This window comes from Thalassospira xiamenensis M-5 = DSM 17429 (genome assembly GCF_000300235.2).
In the GTDB taxonomy this organism is placed as follows: Bacteria; Pseudomonadota; Alphaproteobacteria; order Rhodospirillales; family Thalassospiraceae; genus Thalassospira; species Thalassospira xiamenensis.
The window spans coordinates 2,731,581-2,752,732 of the sequence record NZ_CP004388.1; the positions used below are offsets into that span (position 1 = coordinate 2,731,581).

Consider the following 21,152-nt stretch of genomic DNA (forward strand, 5'->3'; position numbering starts at 1 on the left):
AGCCGCCTTCCGATCATGGAGGATCCAAGATGATTTACAAGAATCCGGGCGACGCGGGCAGCGTCGTTGCATTCAAATCCCGTTATGACAACTATATCGGCGGCGAATGGACCGCGCCCACCAAGGGGCAGTATTTCGAAAATATCTCGCCGGTGAATGGCAAGCCATTCTGCGAAATCGCACGATCCAGTTCGGAAGATATCGAAAAGGCACTTGATGCCGCCCACGGCGCAGCCGAAGCGTGGGGCAAAACATCGGTGACCGAACGGGCCAATATCCTCAATAAAATCGCCGACCGCATGGAACAGAACCTTGAAATGCTGGCGGTTGCCGAAACATGGGATAACGGCAAGGCGGTGCGTGAAACGCTCGCCGCAGACATTCCGCTGGCGATTGATCATTTCAGGTATTTTGCCGGTGCGATCCGCGCCCAGGAAGGATCGCTTGGCGAGATTGACGACAATACCGTCGCCTATCACTTCCACGAACCGCTTGGCGTTGTCGGACAGATCATTCCGTGGAACTTCCCGATCCTGATGGCAGTCTGGAAACTGGCCCCGGCGCTGGCGGCGGGCAACTGCGTTATCCTGAAACCGGCCGAACAGACCCCGGCATCGATTTGCGTACTTCTGGAACTGGTTGGTGATCTTCTTCCGGCCGGTGTGCTGAACGTTGTACAGGGCTTCGGGGTTGAAGCAGGCAAGCCATTGGCACAAAGCAACCGGATCGCCAAGGTCGCCTTTACCGGTGAAACCACCACCGGCCGCCTGATCATGCAATATGCCAGCGAAAACATCATTCCGGTCACCCTCGAACTGGGCGGCAAATCGCCCAACATCTTCTTTGATGATGTGATGGCACAGGATGATGATTTCCGTCAGAAAGCCGCCGAAGGCATGACCATGTTCGCGCTGAACCAGGGCGAGGTCTGCACCTGCCCATCGCGTGCGCTTATTCAGGAAAACATCTATGACAAGTTCATGGATAGCGTCCTGTCACGCGTGGCCAATATCAAGCAGGGCAACCCGCTGGATAGTGAAACCATGATCGGCGCGCAGGCATCGACCGAACAGATGGAAAAAATCCTGTCCTACCTTGATATCGGCAAGCAGGAAGGTGCCGAAGTCCTTTGCGGCGGCGGCAGGGCGGAACTGGGCGGCGATCTTTCGACCGGGTTCTATGTCCAGCCGACCATCTTCAAGGGGCATAACCGGATGCGGATTTTCCAAGAGGAAATCTTTGGCCCGGTGGTTTCAGCAACAACCTTCAAGGACGAGGCAGAGGCGCTTAAAATCGCCAACGATACGCTTTACGGTCTTGGTGCCGGTGTCTGGACCCGCGATGGCACGCGCGCCTATCGGTTTGGCCGCAATATCAAGGCCGGTCGCGTCTGGACCAATTGCTATCACCTCTATCCGGCGCATGCGGCCTTTGGCGGGTACAAGCAATCGGGTATCGGGCGTGAAAACCACAAGATGATGCTCAACCATTATCAGCAGACCAAGAACCTGCTGGTTTCCTATGATCCGAAACCGATGGGATTCTTCTGATCGGAATGTTCTGGCCGGGTGCCCGTTCGCACCCGGCCCTTCCCGATACAGGAGGCGAGGATGACAACAGATCAAATTCCGGCACGGGTCACGGCCACCGACGCGGCCACCGCCCTGATCCGGAAGCTCAAGGACATTCACGGCCCCCTGATGTTTCATCAATCCGGCGGGTGTTGCGATGGCAGTGCGCCAATGTGCTTTCCGGATGGGGAATTCAAAACCGGCGATCAGGATGTGTTACTGGGCGAAATTGAAGGCAGCCCGTTTTATATCGGACGCGCCCAATTCGAATATTGGCGTCACACACAGCTGATCATTGACGTCGTGGATGGACGCGGGGGCATGTTTTCGCTTGAGGGACCCGAAGGCAAACGCTTTCTAACCCGATCACGCATCTTCACCGATGACGAATGGAATGCACTGAAATACGCCGAACAAGGAAACGAGCAATCTAAAACAGAAGCAAGAACGTAAAGAAGGTTACCAACGCAGATCTACCCGTGACATTGCGCGATCCCTGCCTCCCACAGTGCCTGCTCGCCAATGTCTGAAGATGCCGGACGCATCTTCCCCTTGCCCGTCGCCATTCCCCCCGAACAGGCGGCGGGCTTTTTTTATCTGCGATCAGGCCAAAATCACCAGCACCATAAGCCCTAGTGCACACAGCACCAGAAGCGACAGAAGGGCTGCGGCAATCACCCGCCCGCCGACATGCATGACGCTTCGGATATCGACACTTAACCCCAATGCTGCCATGGCAAGGATGGTCAGGAAGGATGAAATTGTGCGCATCGGCTCCAGCGCGATTTCGGGGATCAGGCCAAATGAACGGGCTGCCATCATCGCAACGAACCCGACAATGAACCACGGCACCATCTGGGTCACAGGCAGGCGAACCTCGCGTTTGCGCCCCCCCATAAGGGCAAGCGCAAAGATCACCGGGCCAAGCATCAGAACGCGGATCAGTTTTACCAGCGTTCCGACCTGCACCGCCAGGGGGCCCGCCGGGGCCGTCGCGGCCAGAACCTGCGGGACTGCATAAACCGTCAAGCCGGAAAAAATACCATATTGCGCGGCACTCAGGCCCAGCCCGGCATGCACCAGCGGCAGGGCAAAAACAAACAGAACCCCCAGAACAGCGGTAAAGGCGATGGAGGCCGCAACATCATCGGATTTTGCCGAAATCACCGGGGCGGTGGCGGCAATCGCCGAATTGCCACAGATCGAATTGCCGCAGGCCACCAGCATCGCTAAATGCTTCGACAGTCCAAGTAACCGCCCGATATGGAAGCTTAAAAACAGACTGGTGCAAACCACCAGAACAATGGCCGCAATCAGGCCAAAGCCCGCCTGCCCCAAGGCCTGCGCACTGATTGACGCGCCCAGCAAAACAATCGCGATTTCAAGCACGGTCTTCCCACAAAACCGCACACCATCATGAAACGGCTTGGCAAGGCCAAACACGGATCGCACCACCACACCAAGCAGGATGGCAAAAACCAGACTTTCGATCCAGCCATGCCCCAAAAGGCTACGCTCCGCCTGCTCAACCAGTTTGGCGATCAGGGCAATCGCCGTGGTCAGGAACAGACCGGGCAAAAGGGATTTGAGGTGGGCTTTAAAAAACATGATCTGCCTGTAAAATGTGACAGGCGAAAAATCACACGAACAATCATTTACTTCCATCGAATAAAAATGGATATTTCATTCGATTATTTCGAATGATTTTTGGATAAATGCCATGATGACGCTTGAACAGCTTGCCATCTTTGTTGCCGTGGCCGAACGCGAACATCTCACAAAGGCCGCCGATGCGATTGGCCTCACCCCCTCGGCAGTCAGTTCGGCAATCAAGAACCTCGAAGGGTTTTATGGCGTTGCGCTGTTCCACCGGGTCGGACGACGGATCGAGCTTAGCGAAACCGGGCGGCTGTTTTTAAACGAGGCCAAGGCGACCCTGGCGCGCGCACGCGCCGCCGAACTGACACTGGCCGAACTTGGCGGATTACAGCGCGGCGAGCTTAACGTTTATGCCAGCCAGACAATCGCCAGTTACTGGCTGCCACCGTTTTTGATGCAGTTTCATGATCAGTATCCCGGCATTGCCATCAATCTGACGATTGGCAATACAAAAACCGTGGCCGATGCCGTCCGTGGTGGTGCCGCCGATATCGGCTTTATTGAGGGCGAAGTTGATGAACCGGCACTTGCCATGCGCGAAGTCGCCGAAGATGCATTGGTGGTGGTGGTCGGCCCCAAACATCCCTGGGCCGATGGCAGGCCCTTAAGCGCGCAGGACCTGACAACTCAAAGCAGTTGGGTCCTTCGCGAAGCCGGATCTGGCACACGTTCCGAGTTTGAGAATGCGGTACACCAGTCGGGCATTGATCCGCAAAAACTCAAAATCGCCCTGACATTACCGGCGAACGAGGCGGTGATTACCGCGGTTGAAACCGGCATCAGCGCAACCGCCGTTTCAAGCTTCGCCGTCAGTTCCCTGATCGCGCAGGGGCGGCTTTTCCGTGCAGCATTTCACATCCGCCCACGCAAATTCATGATGCTGCGCCACAAGGAACGCCGCCAGACGCAAAGTTCGCTGGCGTTGGAAAAGCTTTGCCTGTCCGGCACATAAGCAGCGCCAGCACGAGAAACCCGGCGCGCCTTAAGTTCCCGATTGAGAGTTACGTAGCCGCCAATCACCAATTTGCAGTGCGCGCGAAATGATCACGGAAAGCAAAACAAACCAAACCACAGCCAATAGGCTATTCAAAGCACTTATCGAAAAAGCAAATCCCGGTGAAAAGAACTTCAATGCGACATCGGTCTTATCCTTCGCACCAAGAACCGTTGTTACAATGGGTAAAAAGATTACGGCAATCAAAAGCTGCAATGCCATCATGGCAGGCAGTAGCATCACGTTTCGGCCCAATACATACCAGAAAACCTTTTTACCACGATAGTATGCCTGCCTGAGTGTCGCGTAATTGGACCAGATGACCGAGGCGGGCCAAGTGATCAGCAATATCAGCGATACACCAGATAAAACGACAAAAATGGCGAACCCGACAAATACGATCACACCTAATCCGCCATGGATGCGATCCCCCGCCTTAAACCCCATCAGGGCCGTAAGCCCCTGAAGTAAAAGGGCTACTAAAAGCGGCACCATCAAAGCCATAAAAATCCGAAGCGCCAGCTTTTTCAGCTTTGTTTTTCCATCGCCAGCAAAGACAGCCCAGCCGCTAGCACCATCAAGAACCGTAGAATGCACGGCATACATCAATATCGCCAAAGCAATACTGGTTATCGCCACCTGAGCACCCCAGAAAATCATCATGACCAACGGGCCGAAAGTTGCGGTTTCTTCATTTGCGACCGCCAAAGCATTATGCGTCGAAACATAAAGCTCAAAGGTTCCCGTCATGGTAAAAATCAAGCCCGCGACAAGAACAATATAAATGTTCTTCCATGCGACAATGCAGCTTTCCCACAACACCCAATGACTGAAGAGTATTTCTTTGTGGCCGTCATCTGCGCCTTCGGTCACCGCATCGTTCATTCTTATCCCCTTGCCAACGACACACCCATTCGGATACGCAACATTACACCGCAGAAACCTCATACACTGTGATGGCTCTCACGCCACCTTTCTACAAACGCATAATCGAATTTTTCCAGATCAAAATTGCGAATACGCAATGCACAATTCGGACGGGCCCTTTATCACTTTGTCCTTATGAACACGGCCCCTGATCCGCTGTTTTCAGTGGATCAGGTCATGCAATGAGCGATTTCGCGTTGCAACGAAAAACGCGGCCCGACAGGAAGGCTTTGCCTGATAAAAGGACCAACGCCAATGTTTGATCCCGACATATTGGCCCGCGTGCAATTCGCGTTCACCATCTCGTTTCACATCATTTTTCCGTCCTTTACCATTGGACTGGCCAGTTATCTTTTCGTGCTCGAAGCGCTTTGGCTGCGCACACGCGATGATACCTATCTGGCGCTATATAAATTCTGGCTGAAAATCTTTGCGCTGGCCTTTGGCATGGGTGTCGTTTCGGGCATTGTCATGTCCTATCAGTTCGGCACGAACTGGGGACCTTTTTCCGAATTTACCGGCAGCGTGCTGGGCCCGCTTCTGGCCTACGAGGTACTCAGCGCCTTTTTCCTCGAGGCCGGGTTCCTTGGCATCATGCTGTTTGGCCTTAACCGTGTCGGGCCGAAGCTGCATTTCACCGCGACCACGATGGTTGCAATCGGCACATTATTTTCCGCCTTCTGGATTTTGTCGGCCAATAGCTGGATGCAGACACCCACCGGCCATATTATCGAAAATGGTCGGGCTGTTGTGCAAAGCTGGTGGGATGTGATCTTTAATCCAAGCTTCCCCTATCGACTTGTTCACATGGTTCTGGCGGCATTTCTGACCACCGCCCTTGTGGTTGGTGCGGTGGGGGCGTGGCATTTGTTGCGTGATCGGGAAAACCGCGCCGCACGGATCATGTTTTCCATGGCAATGTGGATGGCCGCCATCGTCGCCCCGATCCAGATCGTGGCCGGTGATATGCACGGGCTTAATACCCTTGAACATCAACCAGCCAAGGTCGCGGCGATGGAGGGCCATTTTGAAACGCAAAATGGCGCGCCGCTGATCCTGTTTGGCTGGCCCGACATGGCCGCCGAGGAAACGAAATACGCCGTTGAAATCCCGAAACTGGGATCAATGATCCTGACCCATGACTGGGAGGGCAGGATCACCGGATTAAAGGATTTTGCCCCCGAAGACCGCCCGAATGCGACCATCGTATTCTGGACATTCCGCATCATGGTCGGACTTGGCATTTTGATGGCGTTACTTGGTATCGTCAGCCTGTTCGCCCGGTGGCGCAAATCGCTTTATAGCTGCACGTGGCTGCATCGCTTTGCCCTGATCATGGGGCCAAGCGGCTTTATCGCCATTCTGGCCGGATGGTTCACCACCGAAATCGGGCGTCAGCCCTGGGTGGTTTACGGGTTGATGCGTACATCCGAAGCCGGATCGCCCGTCGCCCCGACCGCAATTGCCGGATCGCTTGCCGCATTCGTCATTGTCTATGCCATCGTGTTCGGGGTTGGCACCGCCTATATCATCCGCGCGATGAACAAGGACCCGCGTTTTGCTCATTCGCCGAAGGGCGAAGTCCTGCGCGCCGGAAGCCGCCCGATTTCTGATCCCACCATCCCGACGGCAGGAGAATGATCATGGATTATCAACTGATCTGGGTACTGCTGATTGCGGTTGCCGTTTTCGCCTATGTCACGCTTGATGGTTTTGATCTTGGCATTGGCATTCTGTTTCCGTTCATCAAGGACCCGGCCAAACGCGGCAAGATGATGAATACGGTTGCCCCTGTGTGGGATGGCAATGAAACCTGGCTGGTTCTGGGCGGTGGCGGGCTTTATGCCGCCTTCCCGCTGGCCTATTCATTGCTGATGACCGCGTTTTATATCCCGGTTTTCACCATGTTGCTGGCATTGGTGTTTCGCGGGGTAGCGTTCGAATTCCGGTTCAAAAGCCGCGATCATCAAAAACACTGGGACTTTGCCTTTTCCGCCGGGTCGATCATTGCGGCCGCGATGCAGGGTGCAATGCTGGGTGCGTTTATCGAAGGCATTGCCGTTGAAAATGCCAAATTCGTTGGCGGCCCGTTTGACTGGCTAAGCCCGTTTTCGGTGTTCTGCGCGTCTGCCGTCGTGGTTGGCTATGCCCTGCTTGGCACCGGCTGGCTGATCATGAAGATGGAAGGCAATTTTCAGGGGCGTTTGCGCGCCCTTGCCAAACCTGCGGTGATCTGGATGGCTGCCAATCTTGGCGTGGTGTCATTGATGACAAGCTATATCCACCCCGCTTATGCCGCGCGCTGGTTTGATATGCCAAACCTGTTTTTCCTGGCCCCGATCCCGATTGTCACGACCGGTCTGCTTTTCTGGCTTTGGCATGCGGTCAAGCACCGGGAAAAGACGGTATTTGGCATTACACTTGGTATTTTCTTCCTGTGCTATGCCGGGTTTGGCATCACGCTTTATCCCAATATCGTCCCACCGATGATTGATTTCAGAACGGCCGCCGCCCCCGACAACAGCCTGTCCTTCATGCTGGTCGGTGCTTCCATTCTGATCCCGATCATTCTGGCCTATACCGCCTATGCCTATTGGGTATTCCGGGGCAAGGTCGGGGATGAAGGATATCACTGATGACGGCATTTTCACCCAAACCCAAAACCCGGCGTGTGCTTTGGTTTATCGGGCTTTATGCCGGGGGCATCCTTGTGATCGGGGCTGTGTCGCTTTTGCTGCGCAGCCTGATCACCGGAATTTCATGAAAATATCCGATCACAAATATCGGATTACTCCGTCTACCTGCTGACACTTGTCAGCAACTCCGGCCCGGCAGCAAGGTCCCCCACCCCTGCCGGGCCTTTTCATTCGGGGTCAGTCATTGGCCCAGATAATCGCTATCCGCCACTTTTTCCAGCCAGTCGACCGCCGATCCGTTGACGGATTCCGCAATCGCGATATGGGTCATCGCGGTTTTGTCGGTAGCTCCGTGCCAGTGCTTTTCACCCGGTTCGAACCAGACGATATCGCCGGGGCGGATTTCCTCGCGCGGTCCGCCTTCGCGCTGCGCCCAGCCAAGGCCACTTGTGATGATCACGGTCTGGCCCAGCGGATGGGTATGCCATGCGGTGCGCGCGCCCGGTTCAAACGTCACAATGGCCCCGCCGACACGGGCGGGATCGGCGGTCTGAAACGGGCTATCGATCCTGACCGCACCCGTGAAGTAATCCGGCGATCCTTTGGCCGATGGTTTTGATGCGTTGCGCAGGATGTTCATGGTGATCCTCGCTCTTTGGTATCATGATAAAATGATTGCGCCGTTGCTGAAGTATCTCAGACAGTCATTCAAGGTTAATATCCTGGCGCGCAATTATGTAAGCCCGTGCCGCAACAATCCCGACCATCATCGCCCACCACAACTTAAAGACCACACCAAACATCGCAAATAAGGCTGAAACTGAAATCAACCTGTACATTCCGTCGCCAACACCTCCCGAAGCGACCAGAGCTTCAATCGCAACATCTGCGAAAATGACGCCGCAAAGCTCTTTAACAACAATCAAGACCGTTGGGCCAATCAGAAATTGCACGACAACATAGCCAATGGTTTTCCATCCGCGCTGCAATGCGTGCAAAATTCCAGTGTCATCATCAAGCCGAAGGGCCGCAGGCAGCCATGTTATCAGCAACGCCCCAACCAACCAGATCGACGACCATCGGATCAAAGCAGAGGCGATTGCCCGCGAGTTATCAGCCAGTAAAGGGTAAGACCAATCGAAGCTGCCTGTATAGAGCAACAGAAAGAACTGATTTGGCATCGCCGCCAGAGAATAGAGGATAACAACCCTGACGCAAAAATCACGACGCTGGATATATCCGACGCCCGACACATCCGGTTTCCCCGACACGCCCGAAAGCACCCATCCGCATCCGACATATATGATCGCAACTTCTGCCAGCCATTGGAGCACTTTGCCGACCAAATCGACTGTCAAAAAAGTGGTCGCAACATTGACGCAGGCAACCCCTCCCCCCAGAACGAGCACTAAACGCCAGTTTTTATAAAGCGCAAGAATGCTTTCTTTCCATATACCGTTTGGCGTTTTGGCAACTTCCGAGGTGATTTCATCAAGCATGTCGCCGCCCTTGCTGTCTCGCAATCAGTCACCCTGCCTCATGATCTTAAAGTCAGGGAACCGCAACCAAAGATTTTAAAGATCACATGCATCTCTAATTTTATAGAGAAGTTTTACCAATTGCGTGACGCAAAAATGAAGCCGATTTTTTACTGATTGTGCACACGCCGGATCAGCAATGCCAAGCGTTCGATCCCGTCGCGAATGCGATCCGCCTTCTCGGTCGCGAAGCTGAGGCGCGCGGTATTACGACCAGTATGGTCACAGAAAAAGGCCTGACCGGGAACGAAGGCGACCTTGGCCTCGTGCAGGGCCTGTTCCAGCAATTGGCGGCTGTCTATATTTTCCGGCAGGGTCAGCCAGATGAACATGCCGCCTTCGGGTCTTGTATAGGACACGGTTTCGGGCATGAATTCATCCAATGCCGCCAGCATCGTGTCGCGTTTGGCGCGATAGGCATCGCGGATAGTATCCAGATGCCCCGGAAACAGTTTGCGCGCCGCACGAAGGGCGATTTCCTGATTGATGGTCGATACATGCAGATCACCGGCCTGCTTCATCAGAACCAGCCGTTCAATCACCGGACGTGGCGCACAGACCCACCCGATCCGAAGGGCAGGCACCAGCGTTTTGGAAAATGTGCCAAGCTGGATGACGGTTCCGGCCTGCGGATCTCCGTTTGTTTCATCAAGGGCAAGCAACGATGGCAAAACGTCGCCCTCGTAGGACAGCTTGCAATAGGCCGCATCTTCAAGGATGACCGCACCATATTTACGCGCAACTTCAAGCACCGCAAGACGCCGATCAAGACTATAAGACCGCCCGGTCGGGTTCTGGAAATCCGGCGCCAGATAGGCAATCCGTACGCCACGTTCAAAGGCTGCTTCGAGTTCGGCAATCACCGGGCCATCATCATCCATATTCACCCCGACATAGGTCGGACGGCGCATGGAAAAGGCCTGCATCGCACCAAGGTAACTTGGCTTTTCCACGACGATTTCGCGGCCCGGCTCCAGCAACAAACGGGCGAGCATATCAAGTCCCTGCTGCGCGCCACAGGTAATCAGGATGTTATCAATCCCGCGCACTGCCCCGCTGGTGGCAAGATCATCGACAATCCATTGGCGCAGGGCCGGCAGGCCTTCGCTAATGGAATATTGAAGGCTTTTGCGACCCGCGGCCTCGTCGGTCGTCAGACCACCATAGATGGCATTGAAATCGGCCAGCGGGAAGAGCGACGGGTCGGGTACGCCCCCGGCAAAGGAAATAATTTCCGGCCGGTCGGCCACTTTAAGCAGATCTCGGATTTCGGAGGCGGTAAGCGCACGGGCATCACGAACGATCAGGTCATTCCATTGGACAGTCATGGGGCTTCTCTTTAGGTCAGTGTTGTTGCCATTATTTGGCAAGGAAGACTGACCTAAATCAAGTTTATTTTTCTATTGTCGTTAATTTTGAAATAAAATTACTTTTTAACCTTTCATCCACCCGCATGTAATTCCGTTTCCATCCCCCTATCCCGCACCACCTGCCGGGCGTTTTTTGGCATTCTATATTCAATAAACAATCAACAATGCCAAACCATTCCACAGGTTATCATGACCGAATATGCAAAGTTTCAGCCTTGGCTCGACTGGCTTGATCAGCGTTACGATGAAACGCTTGATCGCCTGAAATCATGGTCGGCAATCAATAGTGGCACAGGCAATATCGACGGGCTTGACCGGATGCGTGACGCCATTCTGGATGCCTTTGCCGAACTTGATGCCAAAACAGCCATCATCGACCTGCCCGATAGCGAAGCGGTCGCCGCCGATGGCAGCATCGCACCCGTGCGCTATGGCAAGCTTTTGCATTTTTCCAAACGGCCACAGGCCCCGGTTCGGGTTTTGCTGTGCATTCATTATGACACGGTCTTTGCCATCGACAGCCCGTTTCAAACCCCGCGCCTGATTGATGAAAATACATTAAACGGGCCGGGTGTTGCCGATGCCAAGGGCGGCATTCTGACGATCCTCAATGCCCTGAGCGCACTGGAACGAAGCCCCTTTGCCAATGGCATCGGCTGGGAAGTCATCCTGAACCCTGATGAAGAAACCGGCTCCATCGGATCGGCCCCGTTTCTGGCCGAACACGCCCGCGCCGCCGATTTCGGGATGCTCTATGAACCGGCCTTGGAAGACGGCACCCTTGCCGGGGCACGCAAGGGATCAGGCAATTTTTCCGTCCGGATCAAGGGGCGTGCTGCCCATGCGGGGCGTGAATTTCATGCCGGGCGCAGTGCGATGGTCGCGGCCAGTGATTGCGTGATGCGCCTTGATCAGCTTAACGGCAAGGTTGGCGAAGCCACATTCAATATCGGCAAGATCGATGGCGGCGGGCCAGTCAATGTCGTGCCTGATAATGCCGTCGTGCGCTTTAACGTTCGGGTTTCAAACCATTTCGAACGCCATCAGGCAGAAAATGAAATTGCCGATGTCATTGCTGCGATCAATCAGCGTGACGGCATCATGGCCGAATTGCATGGCCAGTTTGGCCGCGCGCCCAAACCGATGGCAGGCAGGACCAAGGCCCTTTTCGAATGGGTCCGCGAACTGGGTCATGACCTTGATCTTGATATCGCATGGAAACCCACTGGGGGCTGTTGCGATGGCAACAATCTGGCCGAGGCCGGATTACCCAATATCGATACCCTTGGGGTGCGCGGCGGCCTGATCCATTCCGATCAGGAATTTGTGAAGCTCGACAGTCTGATCGAACGGGCAAAGCTTTCGGCCCTGATCCTGATGAAAGCCGGTTCAGGTGATTTACCCGACGCATTGAAAAAGACGGAGATATAAAAACATGATGCGTGTCCGCCCCGCCCGTATGAGCGACCTTGACCGGCTGGTTGATCTGGCATCCTCAGCCAGCAAGGGGTTAACCACCCTTCCGGCCAATCGTGACGTGCTCGAAGCCCGCATTGTCGAAAGTATCGAGGCCTTCGGGGCCGATATCGACGGCCCCGGTGGTGAAAGCTATTTCATGGTTCTGGAAGATACCGCCAATGGCAAGGTCGCAGGCACCTGCGCGATCTATGCCGGGGTCGGGTTATCGAAGGCATTCTATAACTATAAAATCCTGAAACTGACGCAATATTCGCATGAACTGAATGTCACCGTGACATCGCGCCTGCTGACCCTTGTGAACGATTATCAGGGTGCTACCGAGGTGGGCACACTTTACCTTGATCCCGATTATCGCAAGGACGGCAACGGGCAGCTTCTGGCGCGGTCGCGATATCTGTTGATGGGGTGCTTCAAGGAACGGTTTTCGGAAATGGTCATGGCCGAAATGCGCGGCTGGCAGGATGAAAACGGTAAATCACCACTTTGGGAAGCCCTGGGATCGCATTTCTTCAATATCCCGTTCCCCGATGCCGATTATATTTCCGGGATCGGCAATAACCAGTTCATTGCCGATCTGATGCCGAAATATCCGATCTACATCGAAATGCTGCCCAAGGCCGCCCAGGATGTGATCGGCAAAACCCACGATGAAACGCGACCGGCACTGAACCTTTTGAAAAAGGAAGGTTTCCGGTTTTCAAATGCGGTCGATATTTTTGACGGCGGGCCATGCGTTGATGTCCGGCTTGATGACATCCGCACCATTCGCCATTCCAAAATCGCCACCATCCGCAAAATCGTTGATCGAAGCCCCGCCATGGAACGCCACCTTGCCTGCACACTGGAACTTTCCGGGTATCAGGCAAGCTGGCTTTACATGAATGTTGTGAATGGCACGCATGTCGATCTGGACCGCGATCAGGCCGAAATCCTTGGTCTGCGTGCTGGCGATCAGATCCGTTTTGTCACCGATTAACACGCAGGAGCAGGCATCATGACCCAGAAATCAAATCCCGCCCTGTTCATCAATGGCACATGGCAAACCGGCAATGGCAAAGCATTTCACGCCGAAAACCCGGCCAATGGCGATATCGTCTGGCAGGGGAATTCCGCCAGCAGTGATGATGTTAACGCTGCGATCATGGCGGCACGAAATGCCTTTCCGGCATGGGCAAAACGCGACCTCAGTGAACGGATCGAAATCCTTGAACGGTTTGCCGGGCTTCTCAATGATCACAAGGACGCACTGGCACGCACCATCAGCCGTGATACCGGAAAACCGCATTGGGAGGCCTTGACCGAAGTCGGCGCAATGGCCGGGAAAATCGCGATTTCGATCAAGGCCTATCATGAACGCACCGGCACGCGCCAAGGTGACGCACCGGGCGGCGGACAGGCGATTTTGCGCCACAAACCCCACGGGGTTGTTGCGGTCTTTGGTCCCTATAACTTCCCCGGCCATCTGCCCAACGGCCATATCGTCCCGGCCCTTCTGGCGGGCAATTGCGTGGTGTTCAAGCCATCCGAACTGACCCCGCTTGTCGCCGGGGAAACCGTAAAGCTCTGGCAACGGGCCGGATTGCCGGGCGGGGTTCTGAACCTTGTGCAGGGCGAACGCGATACCGGCATTGCCGTGGCGCAGCATCCCGGTATCGACGGGCTGTTCTTTACCGGCAGTGTCCCGACCGGACGCCATTTGCACCATGCCTTTGCCGGGCAGATGGACAAAATCCTGGCGCTGGAACTTGGCGGGAATAATCCGCTTGTCGTCTGGGACGCCGCCGATCTCGATGCCGTCGCCCACCATACCGTCATGTCGGCCTTTATCACCGCAGGGCAACGTTGCACCTGCGCGCGCCGCCTGATCGTGCCATCCGGCGCAAAGGGCGATGCGATGGTCGTTGCCATCAATGACTATTGCGACAGGCTGATTATCGGTGCGCCCGATGATGATCCCGCCCCCTTCATGGGCCCGGTGATTTCCAACCGGGCGGCGGATGCATTGATCGCGGCGCAGGAAAAACTTGTTGCCAATGGCGCCAAAATCATCCGCGAAATGACGCGTCCCGATCCTGCCCGCCCGTTCCTGACACCGGGTCTGATTGACGTGACCGATGTAAAGGACCGCGCGGACGAGGAACTGTTTGGTCCGATCCTGCAAATCATCCGGGTCGATCACTTTGACGACGCGATCCGTGAAGCCAACAATACCCGTTTTGGCCTTGCCGCCGGGTTGCTGTGCGATGATGCCGAACTTTGGCAACGCTTCATCCATGAAAGCCGGGCCGGGATCGTCAACTGGAACAAGCAACTGACCGGCGCATCCAGTAGCGCCCCGTTTGGCGGCATCGGCGAAAGCGGCAACCACCGCCCGTCGGCCTATTACGCCGCCGATTATTGCGCATGGCCGGTCACAACCCTTCAGATCGACAAACTGATCGCCCCCGATGCCGTCCCCAAAGGAGTACGTCCATGACCCGCTACGCCATCGAAGCCAATTTTGACGGTCTGGTCGGCCCGACGCACAATTATGCCGGGTTAAGCTTTGGCAATGTCGCATCAACCAGCAACGCCAGCACCCATTCCAATCCGAAATCCGCCGCCCTTCAGGGCCTGACCAAGATGAAGGCGCTGCATGACATGGGCTTTGTGCAGGGTGTGTTGCCACCCCATGAACGCCCGCATGTCAAAACCCTCCGCGATGTTTTCGGCTTTCGTGGATCGGATGGTGATGTTCTGGCCTCGGCCTGGAAAACCAACCCGAACCTTGTTCTGGCGGTATCATCGGCATCCCCGATGTGGACGGCCAATGCCGCAACCGTTTCGCCTAGCGGTGATACTGCCGATGGCAAGGTGCATTTCACCCCGGCCAATCTGTGCGCCATGTTCCACCGGTCGATCGAACATCCGGTGACGGGGCGCGCACTTGCCGCGATATTCGCCGATCCCGATCATTTCACCCATCATGCCGCCCTGCCCGGCACGGACCATATGGGCGACGAAGGGGCTGCCAACCATACCCGTTTTTGCGGTGATTACGGCGCGCGCGGGGTCGAATTTTTCGTCTATGGCCGTCATGCTTTTGATCCGGGCAAAACCCGGCCAAACCGTTATCCCGCACGCCAGACGTTCGAAGCCAGCAGCGCGATTGCCCGCCATCATGGCTTATCCGAAAATGGTGTCGTCTATGCGCAGCAAAACCCGGACCTGATTGATGCCGGGGTGTTTCATAATGACGTGATTTCGGTCGGCAATGCCAATGTGCTGTTCCATTACGAGGACGCCTTTGTTAACACGTCCGCCGTGATTGACGACATCCGGCGCAAGATGGATGGCATCGCCGATTTCACCAGTATCGAGGTGCCCCAAAGTACCGTGCCACTTTCCGACGTCATCAAAAGCTACCTGTTCAATTCACAGCTTTTGCGCCTGCCGGAAAATGATCAGATGATGCTGATCCTGCCGACCGAGGCCGAAGAAACCATATCGGTCCGCGATTACCTTTATGACCTGATCGGCAAGGGCAACACGCCAATCAGACAGATCAAGTTTTTCGACCTGCGCCAAAGCATGCGCAATGGGGGCGGGCCGGCCTGTTTGCGGCTGCGCGTCGCCCTGACAGGGGATGAACTTGCCGCCACCAACCCGCAAAGCCTGATCGACGATCAACGCTTTGCCGAACTGACAGGCTGGGTCGAAAAACACTATCGTGACCGCCTAAGTGCGGATGATTTCCGCGATCCAACGCTTCTGAACGAAGTCCGAACGGCCCTTGATGAACTCACCCAATTGCTTGAGCTTGGCCCGATTTACGATTTTCAACGGGAAGGATGAACCGTTCCGCATTCCCTGCCGTGCTGCCCGGTTGCTTCGAAATTTAATACCGGACTAATCGTGGCAGAATACCGGGAACAACAAGCTTTACGCCCCACACAAAGCCCCGGAGACCCGCCATGTCGACCCTCTATGATACCGAACATCTCAAAAGATCGGATGCGGCCAATATCCTGCATCCGGCATCCGTGGTTGCCGATGTGTCAAACAACGGCCCAGCCCGCATTTTTGTTAAGGGCAAGGGCGCGTTCATTACCGATACCGACGGCAATAGAATGCTGGACGGGGTTGGCGGGCTTTGGTGCATGAACATCGGCTATGGCCGGACCGAGATCGGCGATGCGATGAAGGCCGCATCCGATCAGATGGGCTATTTCCACACCTTTGCCGGGGCATCCAACCCTGCCCAGATCGAACTGGCCGAAAAGCTGGTGGCAAAAATGCCCGCTCACATCACCAAGGTGTTTTTTGGCAGTTCCGGGTCGGATGCCAACGACACGCTGATGAAAATCGTCTGGTATTATAACGGGCTTCGCGGCAAACCGGAAAAACGCAAGATCATCGCCCGCAAACAGGCCTATCACGGCACCACCATTGCCACCGCCAGCCTGACCGGGCTTGCATCGTTTCATCGCAATTTCGGCCTGCCGATCCCCGAAGTCAAACACACCTCGCTACCGCATTATTACCGCGAAGCCAAACCCGGCGAGACCGAGGAACAGTTTTCCTCCCGGCTGGCAAACGAGCTTGAATCCCTGATCATCGCCGAAGGTCCGGAAACGGTCGGTGCCTTCATTGCAGAGCCGATCATGGGGGCCGGTGGCGTCATCACCCCGCCCAAGGGCTATTTCAAGGCCGTTCAGTCGGTTCTGAAAAAGCACGACATCCTGTTCATCTGTGACGAGGTTGTTTGTGGTTACGGCCGCACCGGCCACTGGTTCGGTCATCAGCTTTATGACATTCGCCCCGATATGATCGCCACCGCCAAGGGCCTGACCAGCGGCTATTTCCCGATGTCAGCAGCCTTCATCAGCGATGATATCTGGAAAGTCCTGCGCGACGGGTCCGCAACCCTTGGCGCATTTGCCCATGGCTTTACCTATTCCGGCCATCCGGTGGGATCGGCTGTCGCACTGGCGAACCTTGCGATCATCGAAGGCGAAAATCTGGTCGCGAACTCGGCGGAAACCGGTGCCTATCTGCATGCGCAGCTTAACGATACCTTTGGCCATCACGCTCATATCGGCGAAGTCCGCGGTGTCGGCCTTCTGGGTGCCTTGCAACTGATGGCGGACCGGGACACAAAAACCGGGTTCGATCTGAAACACAAGATCGCCGCGCGCTGTGCGGCGGCAATTGGAAACCACGGCGTAATTGTCCGCCCGCTTCCAACCGCCGACAGCCTGGCATTTTCCCCGCCCCTGACGCTTGACCGGCGCGAAGCCGACCAGATGGTCGATGCCATCCAAAAGGGCATTGATCAGGTGATGGGCGAACTGAGCACCGAGGAACGCAAGGGCATGGCTGCCTGATTTTCGAAACGTCCCAAATCCTGCCCACTTGCCCGACCGGAATACTGGTCGGGCCGTTTTTTTATGTGTAAGGTGGCGCAAACAAGATAACGGCGACCCGATGATCAAGATCGACGAGATCAACCTTAAAATCCTGCGCGCCCTTCAGGCCAATGCAAAGCTGACCAATCTCGCCCTGTCAAAGCTGGTGGGACTAAGCCCGAGCCCCTGCCTTGACCGGGTCAAAAAGCTTGAAAAAGAAGCCGTGGTCAAACGCTATCGCGCGGTGCTTGATATCGAAAAAATCTGCCCGCATGTCCGGGTCTTTGCCGAGGTCACACTGACCGGCAAGACCGCCGCCGATTACAAACGGTTTGCCGACACGGCCAAAACCATCCCCGAAGTCGTTGCCGCCTACCGGATTTCAGGACCGTATGATTATATGCTGTGCCTCGTCTGTCGCGATGTGCAGCATTATCATTCCCTGTCCGAGGAAATGATCCACGGCAACCTTGGCATTACCAAATTCATCGGCCATGTCGCACTTGCCCAGACCAAGGCATTCAGGGGCTATCCGGTTTGATGCCGGACTTCATCAATCACAAAGAAAACACCCAAAGAACATATTTCCTTTGTACTAGAAAATATCTGGTTATCTTTTTTGTGTGATTTGGATAGATCGCGCTTGCATCAAAGCCGTTTCCATATTACCCATCAAAGCAACGTGAAATACATTTATAAACACAAATTTTGTGTTATTTGCCACAGTTTTGATTGATCGGCAGGAACGAGAATGCAGCCTAATCTGACCCATCTCCGCCAGCTTGAGGCCGAGAGTATTCACATTATCCGCGAAGTTGCGGCCTCGTTCGAACGGCCGGTGATGCTTTATTCCATCGGCAAGGATTCGTCGGTTTTGCTGCATCTGGCGCGCAAGGCATTTTATCCGGCCCCGCCGCCCTTTCCGCTCATGCATGTCGATACCACGTGGAAATTCCGCGAAATGATCGAATTTCGCGACAAGGTGGCGGCGGAATACGGGTTTGAGCTGATTGTTCATATCAATCAGGACGGCGTTGATCAGGGCATCGGCCCCTTCACCCACGGATCAAGCCTGCATACCGACGTCATGAAAACCCAATCGCTGAAACAGGCGCTGAACAAATACAAGTTCGATGCAGCCTTTGGCGGGGCGCGGCGTGACGAGGAAAAGGCACGCGCCAAGGAACGCGTGTTTTCGTTCCGCACCGAAACCCATCGCTGGGACCCGAAAAACCAGCGTCCGGAACTTTGGGATATATACAACGCACGGATCAACAAGGGCGAAAGCATTCGCGCATTCCCGATCTCAAACTGGACCGAGCTTGATATCTGGCAATATATCTATCTCGAACAGATCCCGATTGTGCCGCTGTATTATTCGGCCAAACGCCCGGTTGTTGAACGTGACGGTATGCTGATCATGGTTGATGACGACCGCATGCCGCTTCATCCGGGTGAAAAGCCGGAAATGAAATCGGTACGGTTCCGCACCTTGGGCTGCTACCCACTCACCGGTGCTGTTGAGTCCGAAGCAACCACCCTGCCCGATATCATTCAGGAAATGCTGCTGACCCGTTCAAGCGAGCGTCAGGGTCGTATGATTGACCACGACGAAGCCGGGTCGATGGAAAAGAAGAAGCAGGAAGGATACTTCTAATGGCGCATCAATCCGACCTGATTGCCGATGACATTCTCGGCTACCTGAAATCCCAGGAAGAAAAAAGCCTGCTGCGCTTCATCACGTGCGGCAGTGTCGATGATGGCAAATCAACCCTGATTGGCCGTCTGCTTTGGGATTCCAAAATGATCTTTGAAGATCAGTTGGCAGCCCTTGAATCCGATAGCCGCAAGGTCGGCACCCAAGGCGGCGAAATTGATTTCGCCCTGCTGCTGGACGGGCTTCAGGCCGAACGCGAACAGGGCATCACGATTGATGTCGCCTATCGGTTCTTTTCGACCGACAAGCGCAAATTCATCGTCGCCGATACCCCCGGCCACGAACAATATACCCGCAACATGGCAACCGGCGCCTCGACCGCCGATGTCGCCGTGATCCTGATTGATGCGCGCAAAGGCATTCTGACACAGACACGCCGCCACAGCTTCATCACCTCGCTTTTGGGCATCAAGCATGTGGTGCTCGCCGTGAACAAGATGGACCTGATCGACTATGATCAGGACAAATTCGACACCATTGTTGCCGACTACAAGGAATTCGCCAAAGACCTTGGCTATAGTTCGATCACACCGATCCCGTTATCAGCCCTTCGCGGCGATAACATGATCGAAGCCAGCCCGAACACGCCTTGGTACGAAGGCCCGACGCTGCTCGCGCATCTTGAAACCGTTCAGGTCGAACAGGATGCGATTGAAAAGCCGTTCCGTCTTCCGGTGCAGTGGGTCAACCGCCCGAACCTTGATTTCCGGGGTTTTTCCGGCACCATCGCATCGGGCATCATCAAGCCGGGCGATGCGATTGCCGTCACCGCCTCGGGTCAGACCAGCAAGGTCAGGGAAATCGTCACCTTTGACGGCAACCTTGATCAGGCATTCGCCGGTCAGGCCGTGACCATCACGCTTGAAGATGAAATCGACATTTCGCGCGGCGATGTTCTGGCACGCCCAGATGAACGCCCGGAATTTGCCGGCCAGTTCGAAGCCCGCATCATCTGGATGCACGAAGATCATCTTCTGCCCGGCCGGCCCTATATCATCAAAATGGGCGCACAGGTCACCAACGCACAGATCAGCGACCTGAAATACAAGGTCAATGTCAACACGCTAGAACATATTGCCGGCAAGACGCTGGAACTGAACGAAGTCGGGATTGCCAATATCGCAACCGACAAGGCACTGGCCTTTGATCCCTATGATGACAACCGCCATTCGGGACGGTTCATCATCATCGACCGTTATTCCAACGCCACCGTTGGCGCAGGCATGGTCAACCATTCGCTTCGCCGTGCGACCAACGTCAAATGGCAGGAAATGGACATCAACAAACAGGCGCGTGCCTATCAGAAAGGTCAGAAATCAGCCGTTCTGTGGTTCACGGGTCTTTCGGGTGCCGGTAAATCGACCATCGCCAACCTGGTCGAGAAAAGGCTCCACGCCATGGGCAAGCACACCTACACCCTTGATGGTGACAATGTCCGTCACGGATTGAACAAGGACCTTGGCTTTACCGATGCCGACCGGGTGGAAAACATCCGGCGTGTCGGTGAAACCGCCAAGCTGTTTGTCGATGCCGGGATCATCACGCTGGTATCCTTCATCTCGCCGTTCAAAAGCGAACGCCAGTTTGCGCGTAGCCTTGTCGAAGATGGCGAGTTCATCGAGGTCTTTATCGACACCCCGATTGAAGTCTGCGAACAGCGCGACGTGAAAGGCCTTTATAAAAAGGCCCGCGAAGGCAAAATCGCCAACTTCACCGGGATCGACAGCCCCTATGAAGCACCGGAAAACGCCGAGATCACGGTCAACACATCTGATCAAACTGCCGAACAGGCAGCAGAGATCATCGTTGCCAAGCTCGAAGAATTCGGCGTTCTGGGTGCGTGGTATCCGGAAATTTAAGGTGAATGGCAAGAT

19 protein-coding genes are annotated in these 21,152 nt (G+C 55.1%); 14 read left to right on the plus strand and 5 right to left on the minus strand.

The features are described 5' to 3' along the window. The first annotated feature begins 29 nt into the window (after nt 1-29). On the plus strand, nt 30-1,550 hold the full coding sequence (gene adh, locus TH3_RS12875; protein ID WP_007091412.1) for an aldehyde dehydrogenase: 1,521 nt from the start codon (nt 30-32) through the stop codon (nt 1,548-1,550). 60 nt (nt 1,551-1,610) lie between these two features. Beyond that, nucleotides 1,611-2,024 carry a DUF779 domain-containing protein gene (locus TH3_RS12880; protein WP_007091411.1) on the plus strand — a complete coding sequence of 138 codons (414 nt, stop codon included), beginning with the start codon at nt 1,611-1,613 and terminating at the stop codon, nt 2,022-2,024. Nucleotides 2,025-2,174: 150 nt separating this feature from the next. On the opposite strand, the gene TH3_RS12885 is transcribed toward TH3_RS12880, so the two are convergent. Next, a complete protein-coding gene (locus tag TH3_RS12885; RefSeq protein ID WP_007091410.1) occupies nt 2,175-3,179 on the minus strand; it encodes a YeiH family protein in 1,005 nt (334 codons plus the stop codon). 112 nt (nt 3,180-3,291) lie between these two features. Between TH3_RS12885 and TH3_RS12890 the strand changes: the two genes are divergently transcribed. Further along, on the plus strand, nt 3,292-4,182 hold the full coding sequence (locus TH3_RS12890; RefSeq protein WP_007091409.1) for a LysR family transcriptional regulator: 891 nt from the start codon (nt 3,292-3,294) through the stop codon (nt 4,180-4,182). Between the two features lie 30 nt (nt 4,183-4,212). On the opposite strand, the gene TH3_RS12895 is transcribed toward TH3_RS12890, so the two are convergent. Beyond that, nucleotides 4,213-5,109, minus strand: coding sequence for a hypothetical protein (locus TH3_RS12895; protein ID WP_007091408.1), 897 nt, complete (start codon nt 5,107-5,109; stop codon nt 4,213-4,215). 297 nt (nt 5,110-5,406) lie between these two features. Here TH3_RS12895 and TH3_RS12900 point away from each other — a divergent pair, with 297 nt between their 5' ends. Genes TH3_RS12900 through TH3_RS22670 form a run of 3 tightly spaced genes read left to right on the plus strand, consistent with a single transcriptional unit; the run spans nt 5,407 to nt 7,915 of the window. Further along, the gene (locus TH3_RS12900) at nt 5,407-6,792 is read left to right on the plus strand and encodes a cytochrome ubiquinol oxidase subunit I (RefSeq protein ID WP_007091407.1); all 1,386 of its coding nucleotides are present in this window, start codon (nt 5,407-5,409) and stop codon (nt 6,790-6,792) included. 2 nt (nt 6,793-6,794) lie between these two features. Beyond that, nucleotides 6,795-7,787 (plus strand): cytochrome d ubiquinol oxidase subunit II, encoded by a 993-nt coding sequence (cydB, locus tag TH3_RS12905; protein ID WP_476718195.1) that lies wholly within the window; start codon nt 6,795-6,797, stop codon nt 7,785-7,787. Then, nucleotides 7,787-7,915, plus strand: a complete 129-nt coding sequence (locus tag TH3_RS22670; protein WP_040059893.1) for a DUF2474 family protein — start codon at nt 7,787-7,789, stop codon at nt 7,913-7,915. The genes cydB and TH3_RS22670 overlap by 1 nt, the downstream gene beginning before the upstream one ends. Nucleotides 7,916-8,028: 113 nt before the next feature. On the opposite strand, the gene TH3_RS12915 is transcribed toward TH3_RS22670, so the two are convergent. The 3 genes from TH3_RS12915 to TH3_RS12925 form a co-directional block, all read right to left on the minus strand. Continuing rightward, nucleotides 8,029-8,427 (minus strand): (R)-mandelonitrile lyase, encoded by a 399-nt coding sequence (locus tag TH3_RS12915; RefSeq protein WP_007091405.1) that lies wholly within the window; start codon nt 8,425-8,427, stop codon nt 8,029-8,031. A 64-nt stretch (nt 8,428-8,491) separates the two neighbouring features. Further along, nucleotides 8,492-9,286 (minus strand): hypothetical protein, encoded by a 795-nt coding sequence (locus tag TH3_RS12920; protein ID WP_007091404.1) that lies wholly within the window; start codon nt 9,284-9,286, stop codon nt 8,492-8,494. Between the two features lie 149 nt (nt 9,287-9,435). Next, nucleotides 9,436-10,653, minus strand: a complete 1,218-nt coding sequence (locus TH3_RS12925; RefSeq protein ID WP_007091403.1) for an aminotransferase-like domain-containing protein — start codon at nt 10,651-10,653, stop codon at nt 9,436-9,438. A 231-nt stretch (nt 10,654-10,884) separates the two neighbouring features. On the opposite strand from TH3_RS12925, the gene TH3_RS12930 reads away from it, so the two are divergent. The 8 genes from TH3_RS12930 (at nt 10,885) to cysN (ending at nt 21,137) form a co-directional block, all read left to right on the plus strand. Next, nucleotides 10,885-12,126, plus strand: coding sequence for a hydrolase (locus TH3_RS12930; RefSeq protein WP_007091402.1), 1,242 nt, complete (start codon nt 10,885-10,887; stop codon nt 12,124-12,126). 4 nt (nt 12,127-12,130) lie between these two features. After that, nucleotides 12,131-13,150, plus strand: a complete 1,020-nt coding sequence (locus tag TH3_RS12935; RefSeq protein ID WP_007091401.1) for an arginine N-succinyltransferase — start codon at nt 12,131-12,133, stop codon at nt 13,148-13,150. Nucleotides 13,151-13,168: 18 nt separating this feature from the next. Further along, a complete protein-coding gene (gene astD, locus TH3_RS12940) occupies nt 13,169-14,650 on the plus strand; it encodes a succinylglutamate-semialdehyde dehydrogenase (RefSeq protein WP_007091400.1) in 1,482 nt (493 codons plus the stop codon). Then, the gene (gene astB / locus TH3_RS12945; protein ID WP_007091399.1) at nt 14,647-16,008 is read left to right on the plus strand and encodes an N-succinylarginine dihydrolase; all 1,362 of its coding nucleotides are present in this window, start codon (nt 14,647-14,649) and stop codon (nt 16,006-16,008) included. The genes astD and astB overlap by 4 nt, the downstream gene beginning before the upstream one ends. A 119-nt stretch (nt 16,009-16,127) precedes the next feature. After that, a complete protein-coding gene (locus TH3_RS12950) occupies nt 16,128-17,540 on the plus strand; it encodes an aminotransferase (RefSeq protein ID WP_007091398.1) in 1,413 nt (470 codons plus the stop codon). Between the two features lie 100 nt (nt 17,541-17,640). Beyond that, nucleotides 17,641-18,102: an Lrp/AsnC family transcriptional regulator gene (locus tag TH3_RS12955; RefSeq protein ID WP_007091397.1), complete on the plus strand. Its 462-nt coding sequence runs from the start codon at nt 17,641-17,643 to the stop codon at nt 18,100-18,102. A gap of 222 nt (nt 18,103-18,324) precedes the next feature. After that, nucleotides 18,325-19,218 carry a sulfate adenylyltransferase subunit CysD gene (gene cysD, locus TH3_RS12960; protein WP_254843760.1) on the plus strand — a complete coding sequence of 298 codons (894 nt, stop codon included), beginning with the start codon at nt 18,325-18,327 and terminating at the stop codon, nt 19,216-19,218. Beyond that, complete coding sequence (cysN, locus tag TH3_RS12965; RefSeq protein WP_007091395.1) at nt 19,218-21,137, plus strand: sulfate adenylyltransferase subunit CysN; 1,920 nt, start codon at nt 19,218-19,220, stop codon at nt 21,135-21,137. The genes cysD and cysN overlap by 1 nt, the downstream gene beginning before the upstream one ends. Nucleotides 21,138-21,152 lie beyond the last annotated feature (15 nt).

Excerpts from the sequence above, each read along its gene's own strand:
- adh (WP_007091412.1), top strand. The coding sequence starts at position 30 with ATGATTTACAAGAATCCGGGCGACGCGGGCAGCGTCGTTGCATTCAAA.
- TH3_RS12880 (WP_007091411.1), top strand. The coding sequence starts at position 1,611 with ATGACAACAGATCAAATTCCGGCACGGGTCACGGCCACCGACGCGGCC.
- TH3_RS12885 (WP_007091410.1), bottom strand. The coding sequence starts at position 3,179 with ATGTTTTTTAAAGCCCACCTCAAATCCCTTTTGCCCGGTCTGTTCCTG.
- TH3_RS12890 (WP_007091409.1), top strand. The coding sequence starts at position 3,292 with ATGATGACGCTTGAACAGCTTGCCATCTTTGTTGCCGTGGCCGAACGC.
- TH3_RS12895 (WP_007091408.1), bottom strand. The coding sequence starts at position 5,109 with ATGAACGATGCGGTGACCGAAGGCGCAGATGACGGCCACAAAGAAATA.
- TH3_RS12900 (WP_007091407.1), top strand. The coding sequence starts at position 5,407 with ATGTTTGATCCCGACATATTGGCCCGCGTGCAATTCGCGTTCACCATC.
- cydB (WP_476718195.1), top strand. The coding sequence starts at position 6,795 with ATGGATTATCAACTGATCTGGGTACTGCTGATTGCGGTTGCCGTTTTC.
- TH3_RS22670 (WP_040059893.1), top strand. The coding sequence starts at position 7,787 with ATGACGGCATTTTCACCCAAACCCAAAACCCGGCGTGTGCTTTGGTTT.
- TH3_RS12915 (WP_007091405.1), bottom strand. The coding sequence starts at position 8,427 with ATGAACATCCTGCGCAACGCATCAAAACCATCGGCCAAAGGATCGCCG.
- TH3_RS12920 (WP_007091404.1), bottom strand. The coding sequence starts at position 9,286 with ATGCTTGATGAAATCACCTCGGAAGTTGCCAAAACGCCAAACGGTATA.
- TH3_RS12925 (WP_007091403.1), bottom strand. The coding sequence starts at position 10,653 with ATGACTGTCCAATGGAATGACCTGATCGTTCGTGATGCCCGTGCGCTT.
- TH3_RS12930 (WP_007091402.1), top strand. The coding sequence starts at position 10,885 with ATGACCGAATATGCAAAGTTTCAGCCTTGGCTCGACTGGCTTGATCAG.
- TH3_RS12935 (WP_007091401.1), top strand. The coding sequence starts at position 12,131 with ATGATGCGTGTCCGCCCCGCCCGTATGAGCGACCTTGACCGGCTGGTT.
- astD (WP_007091400.1), top strand. The coding sequence starts at position 13,169 with ATGACCCAGAAATCAAATCCCGCCCTGTTCATCAATGGCACATGGCAA.
- astB (WP_007091399.1), top strand. The coding sequence starts at position 14,647 with ATGACCCGCTACGCCATCGAAGCCAATTTTGACGGTCTGGTCGGCCCG.
- TH3_RS12950 (WP_007091398.1), top strand. The coding sequence starts at position 16,128 with ATGTCGACCCTCTATGATACCGAACATCTCAAAAGATCGGATGCGGCC.
- TH3_RS12955 (WP_007091397.1), top strand. The coding sequence starts at position 17,641 with ATGATCAAGATCGACGAGATCAACCTTAAAATCCTGCGCGCCCTTCAG.
- cysN (WP_007091395.1), top strand. The coding sequence starts at position 19,218 with ATGGCGCATCAATCCGACCTGATTGCCGATGACATTCTCGGCTACCTG.